This is a genomic window from Methylorubrum aminovorans (assembly GCF_022179725.1).
Lineage (GTDB): Bacteria > Pseudomonadota > Alphaproteobacteria > Rhizobiales > Beijerinckiaceae > Methylobacterium > Methylobacterium aminovorans.
Genome location: NZ_BPRC01000052.1, coordinates 1 through 15,792, shown reverse-complemented (window position 1 = coordinate 15,792; position 15,792 = coordinate 1). Strand labels below are relative to the sequence as shown.

The window sequence follows — 15,792 nt, the reverse complement described above, 5'->3', positions numbered from 1 at the left end:
GGTCGTGAAGTTCGCGACCGATGTCACGCAGGACCGTCTGCGCCGCGCAGACGTGGCAGGACAGATTGCGGCCATCAACCGGTCGCAGGGCGTCATCCACTTCGACATGGATGGCACGATCCTTGATGCCAACGAGAGCTTTCTTGGCGTCGTCGGCTACCGCCTGGACGAGGTCTGTGGTCAGCACCATCGGACCTTCGTCGAGCCGTCTCACGCCCAATCAGCGGAGTACCTGCAGCTATGGGAGGCGCTCCGGCGCGGTGAGTACCGTGCGGGCGTGTTCAAGCGCCTTGGCAAGGGCGGACGAGCCGTCTGGATCCAGGCCAGCTACAACCCGATCTTCGATGTGGAGGGTCAGCCGTTCAAGGTCGTGAAGTACGCGACTGACATCACTGCCAAGACGGCGGCTCAGCACGCGGCGACCGGTGCCTCAGGCCAGACGCTGATGAACGTGCAGACCGTCGCCTCGGCAGCGGAGGAACTGAGTGCTTCGATTGGCGAGATCGCCCAGAGCCTGGCTCGCTCGCGCGGCGAGGTAGACGCCATCCACGATCAAACCATCGTGGCGGACCGCTCCACAGCGAAGCTGAAGGACGCCGCCGCGTCGATGAATGGCGTCGTCCAACTCATCCAGGGTGTTGGGCAGCAGATCAATCTGCTGGCCCTCAATGCAACAATCGAGGCGGCGCGGGCTGGCGAAGCCGGGCGCGGCTTTGCCGTGGTTGCCGGCGAGGTGAAGAACCTGTCGAATCAGGTGACGCAGGCGACGAGTCGGATTGCCCAGGACATCCATGGGATGCAAGGGGTCGCGGAAGAGGTAGTTGCTGCTCTGCTCTCGATTGTACAAGCGCTTGAGTCGGTACGGGAGACGGTGACCGGTGTGGCCTCGGCGGTGGAGGAGCAAAGCGCCGTCACCCAGGAGATCTCGTCCAGCATGCAGACGGCCGCCCAGGGTGTCAGCGAGATCAACACCAGCCTGCAGGCTCTCACGGGCTGAGGGAGTTTGAGACCAGGAACATGCTTACGGCGCGTTGCGGCCTCTGCTCCGCGCCGTTGAGAGTTCCATATCGGCTGCGAAGGCTCAGAGTGCTGAGACGCTAAGGGGGACTGTCGCCGGCCTATCGCTCAGCCGCGAGTTTAAACGTTTGGAAGCCACACTTCCGCAGATAAGTCTGCTTACGAAGCAACAGCGGACCTGCCGCCGCACGAGGGCGAAGGTCTGCTGATGTCGCTCAGCTGAACAGGGGCAAGCGAACTCCTGACCCATAGCTGTCCCTCTCATCCGGGGCCTTCGTCGTCCGCTTCGACGCGGGAAGCGGGCCTCTGGCCGCTGCCGCGAAGCCGTCATTCAGCTTGGCGCCTGTCATGTTCAGGGGCAGGTGTCGTGGCGCACATCCACAGCTACGTTGGCGGATCACAGTGATCTCAAGCCGCTATCGCCCCCTCAGCGGCCCGATCCAACGGCGCAGTGGTCTTCGGACTCTGCGCCGTTGTCGTTTCTAATCGCCGAGTTGTTGCCAGGAAAACATCAGAGGCTGCAAGGCGCGGCGATGCAAAAGGCTTGCCGTAAATTTCGCGGAGGTTACTTTCTGGACTGCCTCTCTACGTGCTGTGCCCGCTTGTCATACAAGAATTCATCCCACACTGCGGCCGTACGGGCATATTTTTATAACCAGCGATTTTTCTTGAATCGCCAATACAAGACACCGCAGATCAGGAGAATTCCGGCGACAACAGCATAGTAGCCGTACTGCCACTTTAGCTCCGGCATGTTCTCGAAGTTCATGCCATAAAGGCCGGCAATCGCCGTTGGCACTGCTAGGATCGCCGCCCAGGCCGCCAGCCGCCGAGTGATGACTGTCTGTTGGGCTTGTCCCAGCATCAAACTTGCCTCGAAGGCAAAGGCCAACACCTCGCGCAACGCATCGATCTCGTCCTGTGCCCGCCGCAGGTGATCGGACACGTCACGGAAACGCGGCTGCATCTCCTCGTCGATCGCGACCATCTCATCGTGTTCGAGCTTGCGGCAGACCTCGACGAGAGGGACGACCGCTGTGCGCAGGCGGAGCAGGTCGCGCCGCAGCAGGTATAGGCGCTCGACTTCGCTCTGCAACAGCTCGCGCTTGAGCACACAATCCTCGATCCCCTCGACCTCGGCCATGATGGTTTCTAAGACTGGCGCGTAGTTGTCGACGATGTAATCCAGGATGGCATAAAGGATGTAATCCTCGCCGTGGGCGAGTAGCTTTGGGCACGCCTCGGTTTGTTCGCGGACGGGTGTGTAGGAGGCCGAGGCGCCGTGCCGAACGGTCACCACGAAGCCGCGCCCGACGAAGAGGTGAGTCTCGCCGAGTGCGATCCGGCCATTTACGAGTTGCGCCGTTCGCGCCACCAGAAACAGGCAGTCGCCATAGCGCTCAAGCTTTGGACGCTGGTGGGCGGAGAGAGCGTCCTCAATGGCGAGCGGATGCAGGTTGAACTGAGCTTGCACCTGCTGCAGCAGCTCTAAGGTCGGCTCGTAGAGGCCGAGCCAGACCAGATGTCCTTCCCGCCGCGCCCAGGCGCCAGCCTCGTCTACGCTTACGTCAGCGACCCGCTTTCCATTTGCATAGGCATTGGAGGCCACGATGCCGGACCTGCTCACGGAGGTCGGAGCGGACGACGCTGTCACAGGCAAGGGGGCTCCTCCAGCTCTTAGTTGTGTTCCAGGTCGCCGGCAGCCGCGCTGCAGATGAACCGGGGCCTGCCCCTAAATGCCTGGCTTGGCGAAGTGTTGCGCGCCGGTCGCGCCATAAGGGGGCTTTCTGGCGACGATCTCGGGCCCGTTGTGGTGCCGTCGCATGCCTGGGATAAGCTGGACGCTCAGGGGGCACGCGTGAGGCCCGTTCAGGGTTTCTGTTCTTGTGCAACGGGTACGCTCTCCCCTTATCTTCTGCTTCATCCTTGCGCTGATCAGCCATCCCAGTTGGGCTCAGGAGCCTTTGAGCGAAGCGGCGCGGATCGCCGCGGAAACCCCGTTCCTGCGGAATCTGCGCGGCGCCGGCGGCGACCCGCAGACCTCCGTGGCGCAGCCCGACACCTCAGCCCGGCCGTCCGCCAACATCACCACCTCGATCCAGGACCTGCTCGGCCCCTACGGTGATCCGGGCGGCGTGCGTAGCTTCCTCCTGGACAAGGGCATCAGCTACAGCCTGACCTACATCGGCGAGAGCTTCGGCAACGTAAGTGGTGGCTCCCGCCGTGGCGGCATCTACGAGGGACGCCTCGACTTCCAGTTCGATGCCGATCTGGACAAGCTGCTCGGCTGGCAGGGCGCCAGCGTCCACACCAACCTGTACCAGATCCACGGCACCGGTATCTCACGCTACTTCGTCAACAACTTCATCACCGTGAGCGCCATCGAGGCGCTGCCGTCCTCGCGCGTCTACGAGCTTTGGTTCGAGCAGCGCTTGTTTGACAATCAGCTCAGCATCCGCTTCGGCCAGCTCGCCAGCGATACCGAGTTCGCGGTCAGCCAGACCGGTACGCTGTTCATCAACTCGACCTTCGGCTGGCCCAACATCATGGCCGTCATCATCCCGAGCGGCGGCCCGATCTACCCGCTCGCGACGCCAGGCGTGCGAGCCAAATACGTGCCCAACAAGAATCTTTCGCTGCAGGTCGGCGTGTTCAACGGCGATCCGGCCGGAGCGGCACGGGCCGACAACGATCCCGATCCACAGCGGCGCAACCGCACGGGCACGAACTTCCGCACGAACGATCCTGCCCTCGTCGTCGCCGAGGCAGCCTATGCCTACGGCCTGGAAGCCCACGACAACATCGAGCCTGGTACGGTGACGCTAGGCGGCTGGTACCATTTCGGACGCTTCAACAGCCTGCGCTCGGATGAAGAGCGCCGCTCTCTGGTCGATCCGGCCAGCACCGGCATCGGCCGCTTCTATCGCGGGAACAACGGCATCTACGCGATGATCGACCAGACCGTGTACCGCGAGCCCGACGATCCGAACGACGGTGCCTCCGTCTTTGTGCGAGTTTCCTCCTCGCCGACGGATCGCAATCTGCTGGACTTCTATTTCGATGCCGGCATCGGCTACAAAGGGCTGTTACCCGGTCGTTCAGACGATACGGTTGGCGTGGCGTTCGCTCTTTCGCGGATCTCGCGGAGCGCTCGCGGCTTCGACACGGACGCGGTCTTCCTGACGGGCGAGCCGGGGCCGCGTCGCAGCAGCGAGGCGGTGTTGGAGGCGACCTATCAGGCGGTCCTGGCCCCCGGCGTCACGCTACAACCGGACTTCCAGTACGTGTTCCGGCCGAGTGGCGGCATAGCCAACCCTCGCGATCCAAATGGCGAGCGTGTCAGGAACGCCGCGGTGTTCGGCCTCCGGGCGACGATCCGCTACTGAGAAACGTCACGCTCATCGATGTCGGCTATGGCTGGTTTGCGGTGATTGGTTCGCTGCCTGCAAGCGGACGTTCGGCCTCGCGCTCACCATGGTCATTCCGTCCGGTCGGCTGAAGGCTCCGCAGCGGACGTGCCACCCAGACAATCGTCTCCCTGTTGCTCAACCCACGGGAGACCGATCGGCACGGCCCGTGCGACCAACAACAACGCTTGCAGCTTCGGTGGCTGCTCCCAGGACGGTTGCTCGTCGTCGGCCCATCCGGGTTAGAAAAGCCCAGCTTGGAATAAAAAATTCGGTCGCCCTGTGACCGCCGATCGTTCGACGGCGAAAAGCACGTCATGAGCTTTCGATCCGCCTTGAGGCTGATGAGGCCGCCGCACAATCCACCGGATCGCACGAAGGATCGTGCAGCGGACCCGGCTGGCCCCGATGCGTGGAGCGCGCTGATGGCGGCGGCGCAGGATGGGCATGGGGGTGCCTACCACCGGCTGCTGCATGAGACCTCCGATTGGCTGAACCGGTACTTCCGGCGCCGACTGCCACCCGGCGACGTTGACGATGCCGTGCAGGAGGCGCTGCTCGCGATCCACCGGCGACGCCACACGTTCGATCGCCGTCACCCCTTCGGCCCGTGGATGGCGGCGATCGCAAAGCGTAAATGGGTCGATCAGCTCCGCACCATCGCGCGTCGCCCGACGGAGGTGCTGTCGGATGACCTCGCGGTCGCGGATCACGAATCCGCGGTGACGAGTGCGACGACGCTCGCCGGTCTGCTCGTGCAGCTCCGGCCCGTACAGGCCCAAGCCATCCGGATGGTGAAGCTGCAGGGCTACAGCATTGAGGACACGTGTCGAGAGACGGGCCTGACCGCGTCGGCCGTCAAGATGAACATCCATCGTGGGCTCGCGCGCCTGACCGCCCTGATCGAGGACGCCGATGACCTCAACTGACGCCCTGATCCACGGCCTGTCGGCCGATCTTGCTCCCGTGCGGCGGCGCAGCGTGCGCCGCGAGCTTGCTGCGGTCGTCGGCCTCGCCGCCGCTGAGCTGGCCCTCATCCTGATGGCTGGCGCCATGCGTCCGGACATGGGCAGTGTGATCCTGTCTCCCTTCATGGCCTGGAAGATCGGCGGCCTCGCCCTTCTCGCCGGCGTGAGCGGCGCGGTCGCGATCCGGTCGTTCGCACCGCCGGCGGCCTCACGCCGCGACCTCATGTTCGCCTTCGCTTTGGCCGTCCTCGTGATGGCCGCCGGCGTCTTCGTGACGAGTGCCGCCGAGAGCGGCGAACCGCTGCTTGAGCGCCTGTCTCCGGCACGCGGCCTGCGCTGCGCGGTCGCGATCGTCGTTCTGTCGCTGCCGTTGATGAGCCTGCTCGCACTGCTGATGCGCCGCGCGGCACCGGTCCATCCCAAACGCAGCGCGCTGGCGACGGGCCTTGCCGCAGCGACGTGCGGCGCTCTGGTCTTCACCGTCTGCTGCCCGGCGAACGACCCGCTTTACATCGTGGTCTGGTACTCGGCGGGGATCGCCGCCGTCGCCGCCACGGCGCGATGGCTCCTGCCGCGCCGCTTCCGGCTTTAGCCCCCGCCGCGCGACCCGCTCGATCGCTCCCCGTCATCGCGACGCCCGACTCGACGCCTTCGCGCGCGGGATGGACGGCGCACGCCTTCCCTCGACCGCTCCTAGAGGATACCATCATGACAGCGACCGCCTCATTCCCCGACGCGACGACCCCATCGGCGACGCCGTCGGCTTGGCTGAAGCGATAATACGGCACCCGAGCTTTGTTCTCGGCCGTGTGGGTCGCGCTCGCGTTCACGATCGGCAGGGCGCAGCCGGCGGTCGGGATCGCCTTGCTCGTCGCCTATCCACTCTGGGATTGTGTGGCGAACTACGTTGATGCCGCGCGCAACGGCGGCCTGCGCGCGAACCCCTCGCAGGCAGTCAACGTCCTCGTCAGCGCCATCGTCACGGTGGCCATCGCCCTCACCGTTGGCCGTGATCTCCATGCCGCCATCGGCGTGATCGGCCTCTGGGCCGGTCTCTCGGGCCTTCTCCAACTGGCCACCGGCATCCGGCGCTGGCGGAGCGCCAGCGGGCAGTGGCCCCAGATCCTGAGCGGTGCGCAGTCGAGCTTGGCCGCCGCGCACATGATTATGGTGGCGACGAGCCCGTCACTTGTCGTCAGCGTCGCCGATATCGGGCTCTATGCCGCCTTCGGCGCCTTCTACTTCGCCGTCTCAGCGGCAATGCTTCAGTTCAAGCGATAGACGCCCCCCCTTCACACGCTGCCTCGAACGACGGCAGCACAACCTCGGAGTGATCGATGATAAACCGTAGGACGATGATCGCCGGCGCCGTTGCGGCCGCAGGGGCCCTCGCGCTGCCGGTCCGGGCCGAGACGAAGAGCAAGACAATCCCAGCCCGTAACGTTGTGCTCGTGCACGGCCTCTTCGCCGACGGCTCCTGCTGGTCCGACGTGATCGGCCGCCTCCAGGCATCGGGCCTGAACGTCACATCGGTCCAGAACCCGCTGACGACGCTCGAAGAGGCGGTCTCTTCGGTCCGGTGCGTGCTCGCGCGGACCGAAGGTCCTACCGTGCTGGCGGGTCACTCCTTCGCGGGCACGATCCTCTCCGAAGTCGGGGACGCCGAGAACGTCTCTGCGCTCGTCTACATCGCCGCGCGGGCGCCGGATGCCGGCGAGGATTACGCCGCGTTGGGGAAGCGGTTCGCGGTCGCGCCCGCCACCGCCGGCATCATCTTCGACGGCGACGAGGGACGCCTGAGCGAGAACGCCTTCCTGCACGATTTCGCCGGCGACGTTCCGTCTGGCCGCGCGCGGATCCTGTACGCGACGCAGCAGCCCTTCAGGAGGGCACTGACGCAGGCGAGGACGACGAAAGCCGCTTGGCGCACGAAGCCGACCTACTACGCGGTGTCGGACGAAGACCGCACGATCAATCCCGATCTGCAGCGCTTTCTGGCCAAGCGCATGGATGCGCACGTCGTCTCGCTCCGTGCGAGCCATCTTTCGCTGATCTCGCGTGCTCCCGAGGTCGCTGACCTTATCGAACTCGCGGCGCGGGGAAGCTGACGCTGGTGTTAAAGGGCCGCAGCTGCGCCCCCGGCCTTGCATGCTACGCCCCCCTTCGTGCGGATGTCACAGCGAGCGGGGTGACGAGTAACTCATGCCGTTCTCTCGCTGCGGGCCTGCGCTGCAAGTCCCTCATCGCGAGTGTGCGAAGTGCTAGGATGGGTCGCGGTCGCAGTGACTCTGATCGCCTCACCATTCGCCGCCTGGAGGTGCCCGTTCTCCTCCCGTCATTTCTGACGCGAGACGCTGATCAGCCTGCCGACAAGCAGACCTCCTGAATGACTGAGAAGGGTCGGAACCGGTCCCTGGCCTTTCGCCTCTAAGCGGACGTTCCGCCTCCAACCCATGCCGGTCGTATGGACGACCGTCACCACATCCCCGAGAGCGGATCTTCGTCAGTCAAGCAGAAGATTCAGTTTGGGGCATCAGGGGATCCTTGTCTCTTGCAGAGCAAGGGACTTCTATGGCCACTCACGAACCACAGCACTGATACGATCAAGGTAAAGTGATCTGATGTTTTTAGAAGCACAGTGCAGGGCGCGGCTTCCCTATAATCAACTACAACTCAAGATTGACTGTGAATTCATTCATATTCGTATGGCATAGACATCCATCATTGCCGTGCAGTTTGGCGCCGGCGGTTGCAATGGATGTCGGGCTGCGGGCCGGGCAAGCCGCGCTCTGGCGCGATTGCCCATAACCCGCATCGGCGCAGCTCCCAGCAGGATCGTATGACCTTCCGCATCGGTACCCGCCTACAACTCATAACCGTCACCGCCCTCGTTGGTATTGCCGCGCTGATCGGCCTGGCGGGATGGGATATGTCCGAGACGGTCACGAACGCGCGCGAGTTGAAGACGCGCGATCTCGTCGAGACCGCGCAAGGGGTGCTCGCCTACTTCGAGGGCGAGGAGCGCGCCGGCCGGATGAGCCGGGATGCCGCCCAGCAAGCGGCCGTGACGGCGGTTCGGGGCCTACACTACGCGGGCAGGGAGTACTTTTGGATTCAGGATATGCATCCGCGCATGGTACTGCATCCCAAGGTCGACTTGATTGGCAAGGACATCGGCGGGATCGTCGATCCGGCTGGCAAGCGCCTGTTTGTAGATATGGTCGAGCAGGTGAAGCAGTCGGGCGCGGGCTTCGTCCCATACCTATGGCCGAAACCCGGCCTGGATCAGCCGGTGGCGAAGATCTCCTACGTGAAAGGCTTCGCGCCTTGGGGATGGATCATCGGATCGGGCATCTATGCGGATGACACGATGGCGCAGATGCGCCCCACCCTGATGCGTCTGCTCGGCGGCGCGGCCATCGTTGCGATGATGATCGGTCTTCTGGCTACCCTCATAGGGCTTAGCGTGCTGCGACCGGTGCGGGCCATGACGGCGTTCATGACTGGTCTCGCAGCGGGGGACCTAACCCGAGAGGTGCCAGGCACGCAGCGCCGCGACGAGATCGGCACGATGGCGGCTGCCGTTCAGGTGTTCAAGGACGGCCTGATCCGCATGAAGGCTCTGGAGGCGGAGACCGCGCAGGCGCGCTTGGCCGCCGAGGAGCAGCGCAAGGCCGGCATGCGCCAGATGGCCGACGGCTTCGAGGCCGCTGTCGGTGGCATCATCGGCTTGGTGTCATTGTCATCGACCAAGTTGCAGGCCACCGCGCAGACCCTGACAGTGACGGCGACCGAAACCGCCTGCCAATCCACCACCGTGGCGGCAGCCGCCGAGGAAGCGGCATCGAACGTCAACACCGTCGCGGCGGCGACCGAGGAACTGGGTTCGTCGGTGCAGGAGATCGGCCGCCAGGTCGCGGGCTCGGCCGAGCTGGCGCAGCGTGCCGTCCACGAGGCCGACCAGACCGGCACGCTGGTGCAGGAACTGAGTGCGGCTGTCTCCCGGATCGGCGACGTGGTTGGGCTGATCTCAAATATTGCGGGACAGACCAATTTGCTGGCGCTCAACGCCACCATCGAGGCAGCCCGGGCCGGGGCTGCCGGCAAAGGCTTCGCCGTCGTCGCCTCCGAGGTGAAGGCGCTGGCTGAGCAGACCGCCAAGGCGACGAATGAGATTTCCGCGCAGATCGCGCAGATCCAGTCCTCGACGGGACAAGCCGTGACATCGATCGGCGGCATTACCGAACGGATCAGCGAGATCAGCGGCGTCGCGACCTCGATCGCGGCTGCAGTCGAGCAGCAGGGCGCGGCGACCCAGGAGATCGTGCGCAATGTCGCTCAAGCCGCCCTGGGCACCGGCGAGGTGACGAGTAACATCTCCGGTGTAGCGGGCGCAGCCGAGGAGACCGGGGTAGCAGCCAGCCACGTTCTGGATGCGGCCTCGGAGCTGTCGCGCCAGTCCGAGCACCTGTCGGTTGAGGTCGGGCGCTTCCTAGCGACCGTGCGAGCAGCCTGACGCGATCCTACTTTCGCGATCGCCGGAGTAATTAATTAAGGGTTCGAGAGTCCGCTTCCGCTCAACCTTCGAGCAGAACCGGACTGGCAGAATACCACCCGTTCCGGTCGTAGGTCTTCGTCCACCACGCTGCCGGTCAGCAGACCTTCCCAGGATCTGCAAGGGGTCGAAAGCGGCGGTTCGGCACCTGCCAGTCCAAAGTCGGCTTATGGCGCACAGCCGAACAAGCGGCATTCGGACGGAAGCTCGATCAGGTACGAGGCCAGTGGTGATGATCAGTGCTGCGCAACAGCATTCTGAAGCTAATACATGCCGGTCGGTGAACCCATCGAGTGGAATTACGAAGGGGCGGTGACGTCGCCGTGCGCCCAGCTTCAAGGGCCGGTGCATCGTGCTGCGCCTACCGGTCCCACTTTACTTTCGAAATTTAATGGGGTTGTGATTTGAGTCTGTGCACGCCTAGGGCGTCTTCGTTCGCCCTCAGGGCGCGATCATACTCGATCAGCGCCGCCACCTCGTCCCTCGCTGCGAAACCGTAGAAGCGGCCAATCAGGTAGAGCGTTGCATCGATGGCCAATGAGACGCCACCTCCCGTCACCACTCCATCGTCCACCACGACTGCAGTTCGGGCATCCACGCCGCCCGAGCGAAGCACTTCAAGGGGGGCAGCTGTCTCGGTGCCGGCTATGGCACGCCGCGTCGTCGCTGCCCGCCCGTTGAGGCAGCCCGCTTCCGCGAGGATCATGGCGCCTGTGCAGACAGAGGCGAGGCGATCCGGCTCCCGATCCTGCAGGAAGCGCAGCATCGCCGCGTCGGCCGCCGCCTGCGGCCAGCCCGGGCCGCCACAGACGATGTACACGTCGCATGGCGGGGCATCCTCGAAGCCGTAGGGCACCTCCACCGCGAGGCCACCCGCCATCCGCACGGAACCTGCCTCCCGCGCGATCACCGCGTCCTTGAGGTTCGGCAGCACGCGCCTGGCCATCGAGAGGACGCCGACTGTGCCGCCGAGGTCGATTGGTTCGACACCCTCGTAGAGTACGATCCCGAAGCGGATGGCGGCTGTGCGGTCCGGCATGTGGTAGTCTCTATCTGGAATGCGATCACCCGGCCGGTGGGCACGGACGGGAAGAGGGTTTTGCGACACGATGACGGTGAGGACGATCGTGAGCCGTGAGCAGGCTGCGGCCGGGGGGCGCTCGCAGATCGAGATCTTGGCAGAAGAGGTGCGCCGACGCCGCAAGGAGCGTGGGCTTTCTCTGGAGCAACTCGGGACGCTTGCTGGCGTCAGCCGATCGATGATCTCCAAAATCGAGCGTGCAGAGGCAGTGCCCTCGACAACTGTCCTGTCGCGGTTGGCCGAGGCGCTGGGCGTGACCTTCTCGCGGCTGATGACCCCGGCGGTGGAGCGGGAGGTGCTACTGATCCCGGCGAGCCGGCAGCCGGTCCTGCGCGACGAGGCATCCGGCTTCCTGCGACGCTGCCTCTCGCCGGTGCTGCCGGGACGCGGCATCGACTGGGTGCTGAACACTCTGCCCCCGAATGGCAGCACCGGCGAGTTCGTTGCCCACCGTCGCGGAGTTAGCGAATACATCTTCGTGCTCAAGGGCCGCCTTCGCGCCACCGTCGGCGAGCGCAGCATCGTCGTCGAGGAAGGAGACAGCTTGTATTTCGAGGCCGACGCCGGACACGCGTTTGCTAATCTCGGCGCAGAACCCTGCCAATACTTCCTCGTCATCGACGCCTCGCGCGCCCGGTAACGCCGCCTTCGATCACGTCGAGATTATCGACGGAGCTTCTCGCCTCTCCCATGCATCGACCGAAGCGGCATCGCTTCGAAGCATGTGGCACGGCCGTTGCGTCCCTCATAGTGGATCGATATCCACTCAGGAAGAGGAAATCGCGATGTCCGTTCAAAGTGCAGAGGCGCTGGGGGCGTCGCCGTCCACGCCCCTTCCGCTAGAGGCAATGGATACTGGAGCTTCAGGCGTCGAGATGCGGCGCGTCCTCTGGGCGAGCGTCATTGGGACGGTCGTCGAGTGGTACGACTTCCTGATCTACGGCACCGCCGCTGCTCTCGTGTTCAATAAGATCTTCTTTCCCACCCTCGATCCCATGGCCGGGACGCTCGCTGCCTTCGGTTCCTACGCAGTCGGCTTCGTCGCTAGGCCCCTCGGCGGGGTGATCTTTGGCCATTTCGGCGACCGGATCGGGCGCAAGGCGATGCTCACGCTGACCATGCTCATTATGGGGGTCGGCACCTTCCTGATTGGCTGCCTGCCGACTTACGCCGAGATCGGCCTTTGGGCGCCGGCACTCCTCGTGCTGCTGCGCATCTTCCAGGGCATCGGCGTGGGCGGTGAGTGGGGAGGCGCCGTGCTGATGGTGATCGAGCACGCGCCGGAGCATCGCAGGGGCCTCTATGGAAGCCTGGTCCAGGTCGGCTTTCCCGCGGGCGTCGCGGCCTCAACCGCGACCTTTCTTGCTCTCTCGACCCTGCCCGAGGCAGACTTCCTGAGTTGGGGCTGGCGCGTCCCCTTCCTTCTGAGCGCGATCCTTGTGGGGGTCGCCCTGTTCATCCGGCTGCGCCTCGTCGAAACCCCTGCCTTCGCGAAGGTCAAGGCTGAACGCACCGTGGCGAGGATGCCGTTCCTCGAGGTGATCCTCGGTCAGCCACGCACCTTCCTGATCGCGGTTGGGCTCAAAGTTTCCGAGGTGGCCTGGGTCTACCTGCTCACGGTGTTCTCGATCGTTTACGCAACCGGCACGCTCGGGCTCCCGAAGCGCCTGATCCTCGATGCGATACTCTGCGCCGCGGTTCTGGAGTTCGCCACGATGCCGTTCTTCGGATGGCTCTCCGACAAAGTCGGCCGCCGGCCGATCTACATCTTCGGGGCGCTGGTGAGCATTGTCTGCGCCCTCGTCGTCTTCCGCCTTCTCGACACCCGCGACCCGCTCATCATCACCGCCACGATCGCCGTGATCATGAGTTTGACTCATGCCTCGATGTTCGGCCCCCAGGGGGCATTCATGCCGGAACTGTTCGGCACGCGGGTGCGCTACAGTGGCGCCTCGCTCGGCTGCCAGGTCGCAGCGGCAATCTCCGGCGGTTTCTCGCCAATTGTCGCCTCCTCCCTGCTCGCCTGGACCGGCGCTACTTGGCCGATCTCACTGTTCATGATCGCTCTCGCCCTCGTCTCGCTGGTGGCAACGCTCGCGGCAACCGAGACCCGCGATCTCGACATCGCCCGGCAGTGAGGTGGGTCTGACGGCACGCTGCTGACAGCGCCGTGCCAATTCCATTATCATGGATGCACGTCTACTAAGCAGATCGACACGGGGAGAAGCAGCACAATGGATAGGACCGTTATCAAGACTGAGGCGGCTGCCCCTGCAGCCGGGCCCTACGCCCAGGCGGTGCGGGCAGGTGACCTGGTCTTCGCCTCGGGGCAGTTGCCGATCGACCCCAGCACCGGCGGTTTCCCTGATGGCGTTGAGGCGCAGACTCGGCGCTCACTGACAAATCTCGCTGCGGTGCTCGAAGCCGGCGGCGCGAGCCTCGCCAGTGTTGTGAAGACCACAGTCTTCCTCAAGGACATGAACGACTTCTCGGCCATGAACGCGGTCTACGCCGAGCACTTCCCCAGCGCGGCGCCGGCGCGCTCCACCATCGAGGTCGCCCGGCTGCCCAAGGACGCGCTCGTCGAGATCGAGGCCGTCGCAATCGCTGCGGGCCCCGTCGCAGCATGAGCGAGATGTTGGCACCTCGCATGGTCGAGGCCTTCGAGCACGCTGCCGGAGCGGTCGCCCGTGGTGTTCCCGGAGGCGCCACCGGATGGCGGGGCACGCTCCTGCACATCCACATCGCTCCAGCGGCGAGTTACGAGATGGAGGCGCTTGCCGAGGCGCAATGCGTCGCCGGACGCGGCATTGTCGGCGACCGCTACTTCGACGGGACGGGGACCTACTCCCCGAAGCCTGACACCCGGGAGGTGACACTGATCGAGCAGGAGGCGCTCGATGCCTTGGAGCGCAACGACCCGCCGCTCCAGGGCGGCCCCATCCGACTTGCTCCCGCCGACCATCGGCGCAATCTCACGGTGCGGGGGGTGCCCCTCAACCATCTCGTCGGCCGCCGCTTCCGGATCGGCACCGTGATCCTGCGAGGCGGGCGGCTGAACTTCCCCTGCAAGTACTTGGAGGAGCTGCTCGGCCTTCCCGTCTACCTGCCCCTCTACAACCGGTCGGGGCTCAATTGCGGGATCGAGGTCGGCGGTACCATCCGCCCCGGCGACGTCATTGAATTGCTCGACACGCCATGACCGCGCGCCTCATCATGAAGCTTCAAGTCGTCTCGGCGGTGCCGACGACGCCCGACGTGCTGCGGGTGGTGTTCCGGCACCCGCTCCGGCCCGAATTGCCGGCGTGGACGCCTGGCGCCCATGTCGACCTGCGGCTCCCCGACGGGAAAGTGCGCCAGTACTCGCTCTGTGGCGACCCGGAGGACCCCGCCCACTACACGATGGCGATCAAGCGCGAGGCTGACGGGCGCGGCGGCTCGCTCTGGGCTCATGCAAACCTCACCGAGGGGGGCCTTGCTCACGTCTCGGCACCGCGCAACAACTTCCCCTTGGCGGACGGCACGCGCCACGTCTTCGTGGCCGGCGGCATCGGCATCACGCCGTTCGTCGCGATGGCCCGCACGCTCGCGGCGGCGGGCGGCGACTTCATCCTGCATTTCTGCGTCCGCTCCGCGGCCGAGGCGCCGCTCATCGACGAGTTGCGCGCCATATGCGGCGATCGCCTGCAGCTCTGGTTCTCCGGGGCGGGCCGCCGCTTCGAGCCGACACTGATTGGCCCGCCGACTCACGGCACGCATCTCTATGCCTGCGGGCCGCAGCGCCTCGTCGACGCCGTGCAGGCGGCTGCCGATGCAGGTGGCTGGGCGCCCGATCGGGTCCATATCGAGCGATTCGCGGCAACGCTTGATGAGAACTACAAGCCCGAGCCCTTCGACGCGCGCATCGCCTCAACCGGCGAAATTCTGCACGTGCCGGCCGACCGCTCGCTACTCGAAGTCTTGCGGGAAAACGGTTTTCGGGTCGCCTCCTCCTGCGAGATCGGCACCTGCGGCTCATGCGAGTGCGGCTACCGAGACGGGACCGTGATCCACCGGGATCACGTGCTGCCTCTAGGGCGGCGACAGGACCGCATGATGCCTTGTGTCTCGCGCGCGCGCGTTGGTCTAACGCTCGATCTGTAAGTTCTGCCCAGGAGGCCCGCAGCCGACCAGGACCCCTCTGCAAAGGGTTTGCAGGCCGGCTGTGTGCCCTTGATCCGCGCCCACTGAAGTGGTCCGCCCTGATGTATGGCTTTCGAGCCAGATGAGGACGGACAGATGGGAACGAAGCGGCATAAGCCGGAAGACGTGGTCGCCAAACTGCGGCAGGTGGATGTTCTGGTCTCGCAGGGACAGAGCGTGGCGGAGGCGATCCGGGCCATCGGCGTGACGGAAGTGACCTACTACCGCTGGCGCAAGGAGTACGGCGGCCTGAAGTCCTTCTACGTGCGCGGCTTCAGCCTGACCTATGACGGCATCTTCCGCGACGGCCTGCGCCAGATTGCGTCGGGCCTGACCATGCCGCGCATCCAGCCCTATGGCATCGAGGCGGCCACGATCCTGCGCGGGCCGGCCTCCGGCCTCTACGGCCTCGGCTCGCCTGGCGGCATCCTCGATGTCACCACCAAGCGACCGGTCTTCACGCGCTTCGGCGAGGTGCAGCTGCAGGTCGGCAACTTCGACCGCTACCAGGGCAATTTCGACATCGGTGGCCCGGTCGAAGGCACGGACGGAACGCTCGCCTACCGCATCACCGGCATCAAG

The 15,792-nt window shown here is 65.0% G+C and carries 15 protein-coding genes; 13 read left to right on the top strand and 2 right to left on the bottom strand.

The genetic code is table 11. The features are described 5' to 3' along the window. Positions 1 to 997: methyl-accepting chemotaxis protein (locus tag MFF24_RS27570; RefSeq protein ID WP_238229084.1), on the top strand; the 997-nt coding region annotated here is incomplete at its 5' end. Between the two features lie 669 nt (positions 998 to 1,666). Here the strand turns inward: MFF24_RS27570 and MFF24_RS27565 are convergent. Beyond that, positions 1,667 to 2,677, bottom strand: coding sequence for a magnesium and cobalt transport protein CorA (locus tag MFF24_RS27565; RefSeq protein ID WP_108942085.1), 1,011 nt, complete (start codon positions 2,675 to 2,677; stop codon positions 1,667 to 1,669). A 304-nt stretch (positions 2,678 to 2,981) separates the two neighbouring features. Here MFF24_RS27565 and MFF24_RS27560 point away from each other — a divergent pair, with 304 nt between their 5' ends. The 6 genes from MFF24_RS27560 to MFF24_RS27535 all read left to right on the top strand — a co-directional run bounded on the left by MFF24_RS27560 (position 2,982) and on the right by MFF24_RS27535 (position 9,908). Continuing rightward, the gene (locus MFF24_RS27560; protein ID WP_238229083.1) at positions 2,982 to 4,403 is read left to right on the top strand and encodes a carbohydrate porin; all 1,422 of its coding nucleotides are present in this window, start codon (positions 2,982 to 2,984) and stop codon (positions 4,401 to 4,403) included. Between the two features lie 446 nt (positions 4,404 to 4,849). Beyond that, complete coding sequence (locus tag MFF24_RS27555; protein WP_238229082.1) at positions 4,850 to 5,353, top strand: sigma-70 family RNA polymerase sigma factor; 504 nt, start codon at positions 4,850 to 4,852, stop codon at positions 5,351 to 5,353. Continuing rightward, positions 5,340 to 5,984 carry an NrsF family protein gene (locus MFF24_RS27550; protein ID WP_238229081.1) on the top strand — a complete coding sequence of 215 codons (645 nt, stop codon included), beginning with the start codon at positions 5,340 to 5,342 and terminating at the stop codon, positions 5,982 to 5,984. Before MFF24_RS27555 ends, MFF24_RS27550 begins: the two co-directional genes overlap by 14 nt. A 215-nt stretch (positions 5,985 to 6,199) precedes the next feature. Further along, positions 6,200 to 6,673: a DUF308 domain-containing protein gene (locus tag MFF24_RS27545; RefSeq protein WP_238229080.1), complete on the top strand. Its 474-nt coding sequence runs from the start codon at positions 6,200 to 6,202 to the stop codon at positions 6,671 to 6,673. Positions 6,674 to 6,729: 56 nt separating this feature from the next. Beyond that, complete coding sequence (locus MFF24_RS27540) at positions 6,730 to 7,500, top strand: alpha/beta fold hydrolase (protein ID WP_238229079.1); 771 nt, start codon at positions 6,730 to 6,732, stop codon at positions 7,498 to 7,500. Between the two features lie 731 nt (positions 7,501 to 8,231). Continuing rightward, positions 8,232 to 9,908 carry a methyl-accepting chemotaxis protein gene (locus MFF24_RS27535; protein WP_238229078.1) on the top strand — a complete coding sequence of 559 codons (1,677 nt, stop codon included), beginning with the start codon at positions 8,232 to 8,234 and terminating at the stop codon, positions 9,906 to 9,908. A gap of 427 nt (positions 9,909 to 10,335) precedes the next feature. Here MFF24_RS27535 and MFF24_RS27530 read toward each other — a convergent pair whose 3' ends face one another. Further along, positions 10,336 to 10,986, bottom strand: coding sequence for a DJ-1/PfpI family protein (locus tag MFF24_RS27530; RefSeq protein WP_238229077.1), 651 nt, complete (start codon positions 10,984 to 10,986; stop codon positions 10,336 to 10,338). Positions 10,987 to 11,074: 88 nt separating this feature from the next. On the opposite strand from MFF24_RS27530, the gene MFF24_RS27525 reads away from it, so the two are divergent. From MFF24_RS27525 to MFF24_RS27500, 6 genes are all read left to right on the top strand, one after another. Then, positions 11,075 to 11,668 (top strand): helix-turn-helix domain-containing protein, encoded by a 594-nt coding sequence (locus MFF24_RS27525; RefSeq protein WP_238229076.1) that lies wholly within the window; start codon positions 11,075 to 11,077, stop codon positions 11,666 to 11,668. A 235-nt stretch (positions 11,669 to 11,903) separates the two neighbouring features. Beyond that, positions 11,904 to 13,166, top strand: a complete 1,263-nt coding sequence (locus tag MFF24_RS27520) for an MFS transporter (RefSeq protein ID WP_152276757.1) — start codon at positions 11,904 to 11,906, stop codon at positions 13,164 to 13,166. Positions 13,167 to 13,262: 96 nt separating this feature from the next. Beyond that, positions 13,263 to 13,658, top strand: coding sequence for a Rid family detoxifying hydrolase (locus MFF24_RS27515; protein WP_238229074.1), 396 nt, complete (start codon positions 13,263 to 13,265; stop codon positions 13,656 to 13,658). Continuing rightward, positions 13,655 to 14,230, top strand: a complete 576-nt coding sequence (locus tag MFF24_RS27510; RefSeq protein ID WP_238229073.1) for an MOSC domain-containing protein — start codon at positions 13,655 to 13,657, stop codon at positions 14,228 to 14,230. The genes MFF24_RS27515 and MFF24_RS27510 overlap by 4 nt, the downstream gene beginning before the upstream one ends. Then, complete coding sequence (locus MFF24_RS27505) at positions 14,227 to 15,171, top strand: PDR/VanB family oxidoreductase (RefSeq protein WP_238229072.1); 945 nt, start codon at positions 14,227 to 14,229, stop codon at positions 15,169 to 15,171. Before MFF24_RS27510 ends, MFF24_RS27505 begins: the two co-directional genes overlap by 4 nt. A gap of 135 nt (positions 15,172 to 15,306) precedes the next feature. Further along, positions 15,307 to 15,792, top strand: a 486-nt coding sequence (locus MFF24_RS27500; RefSeq protein ID WP_238229071.1) for a TonB-dependent receptor plug domain-containing protein, incomplete at its 3' end; no start/stop codon positions are given.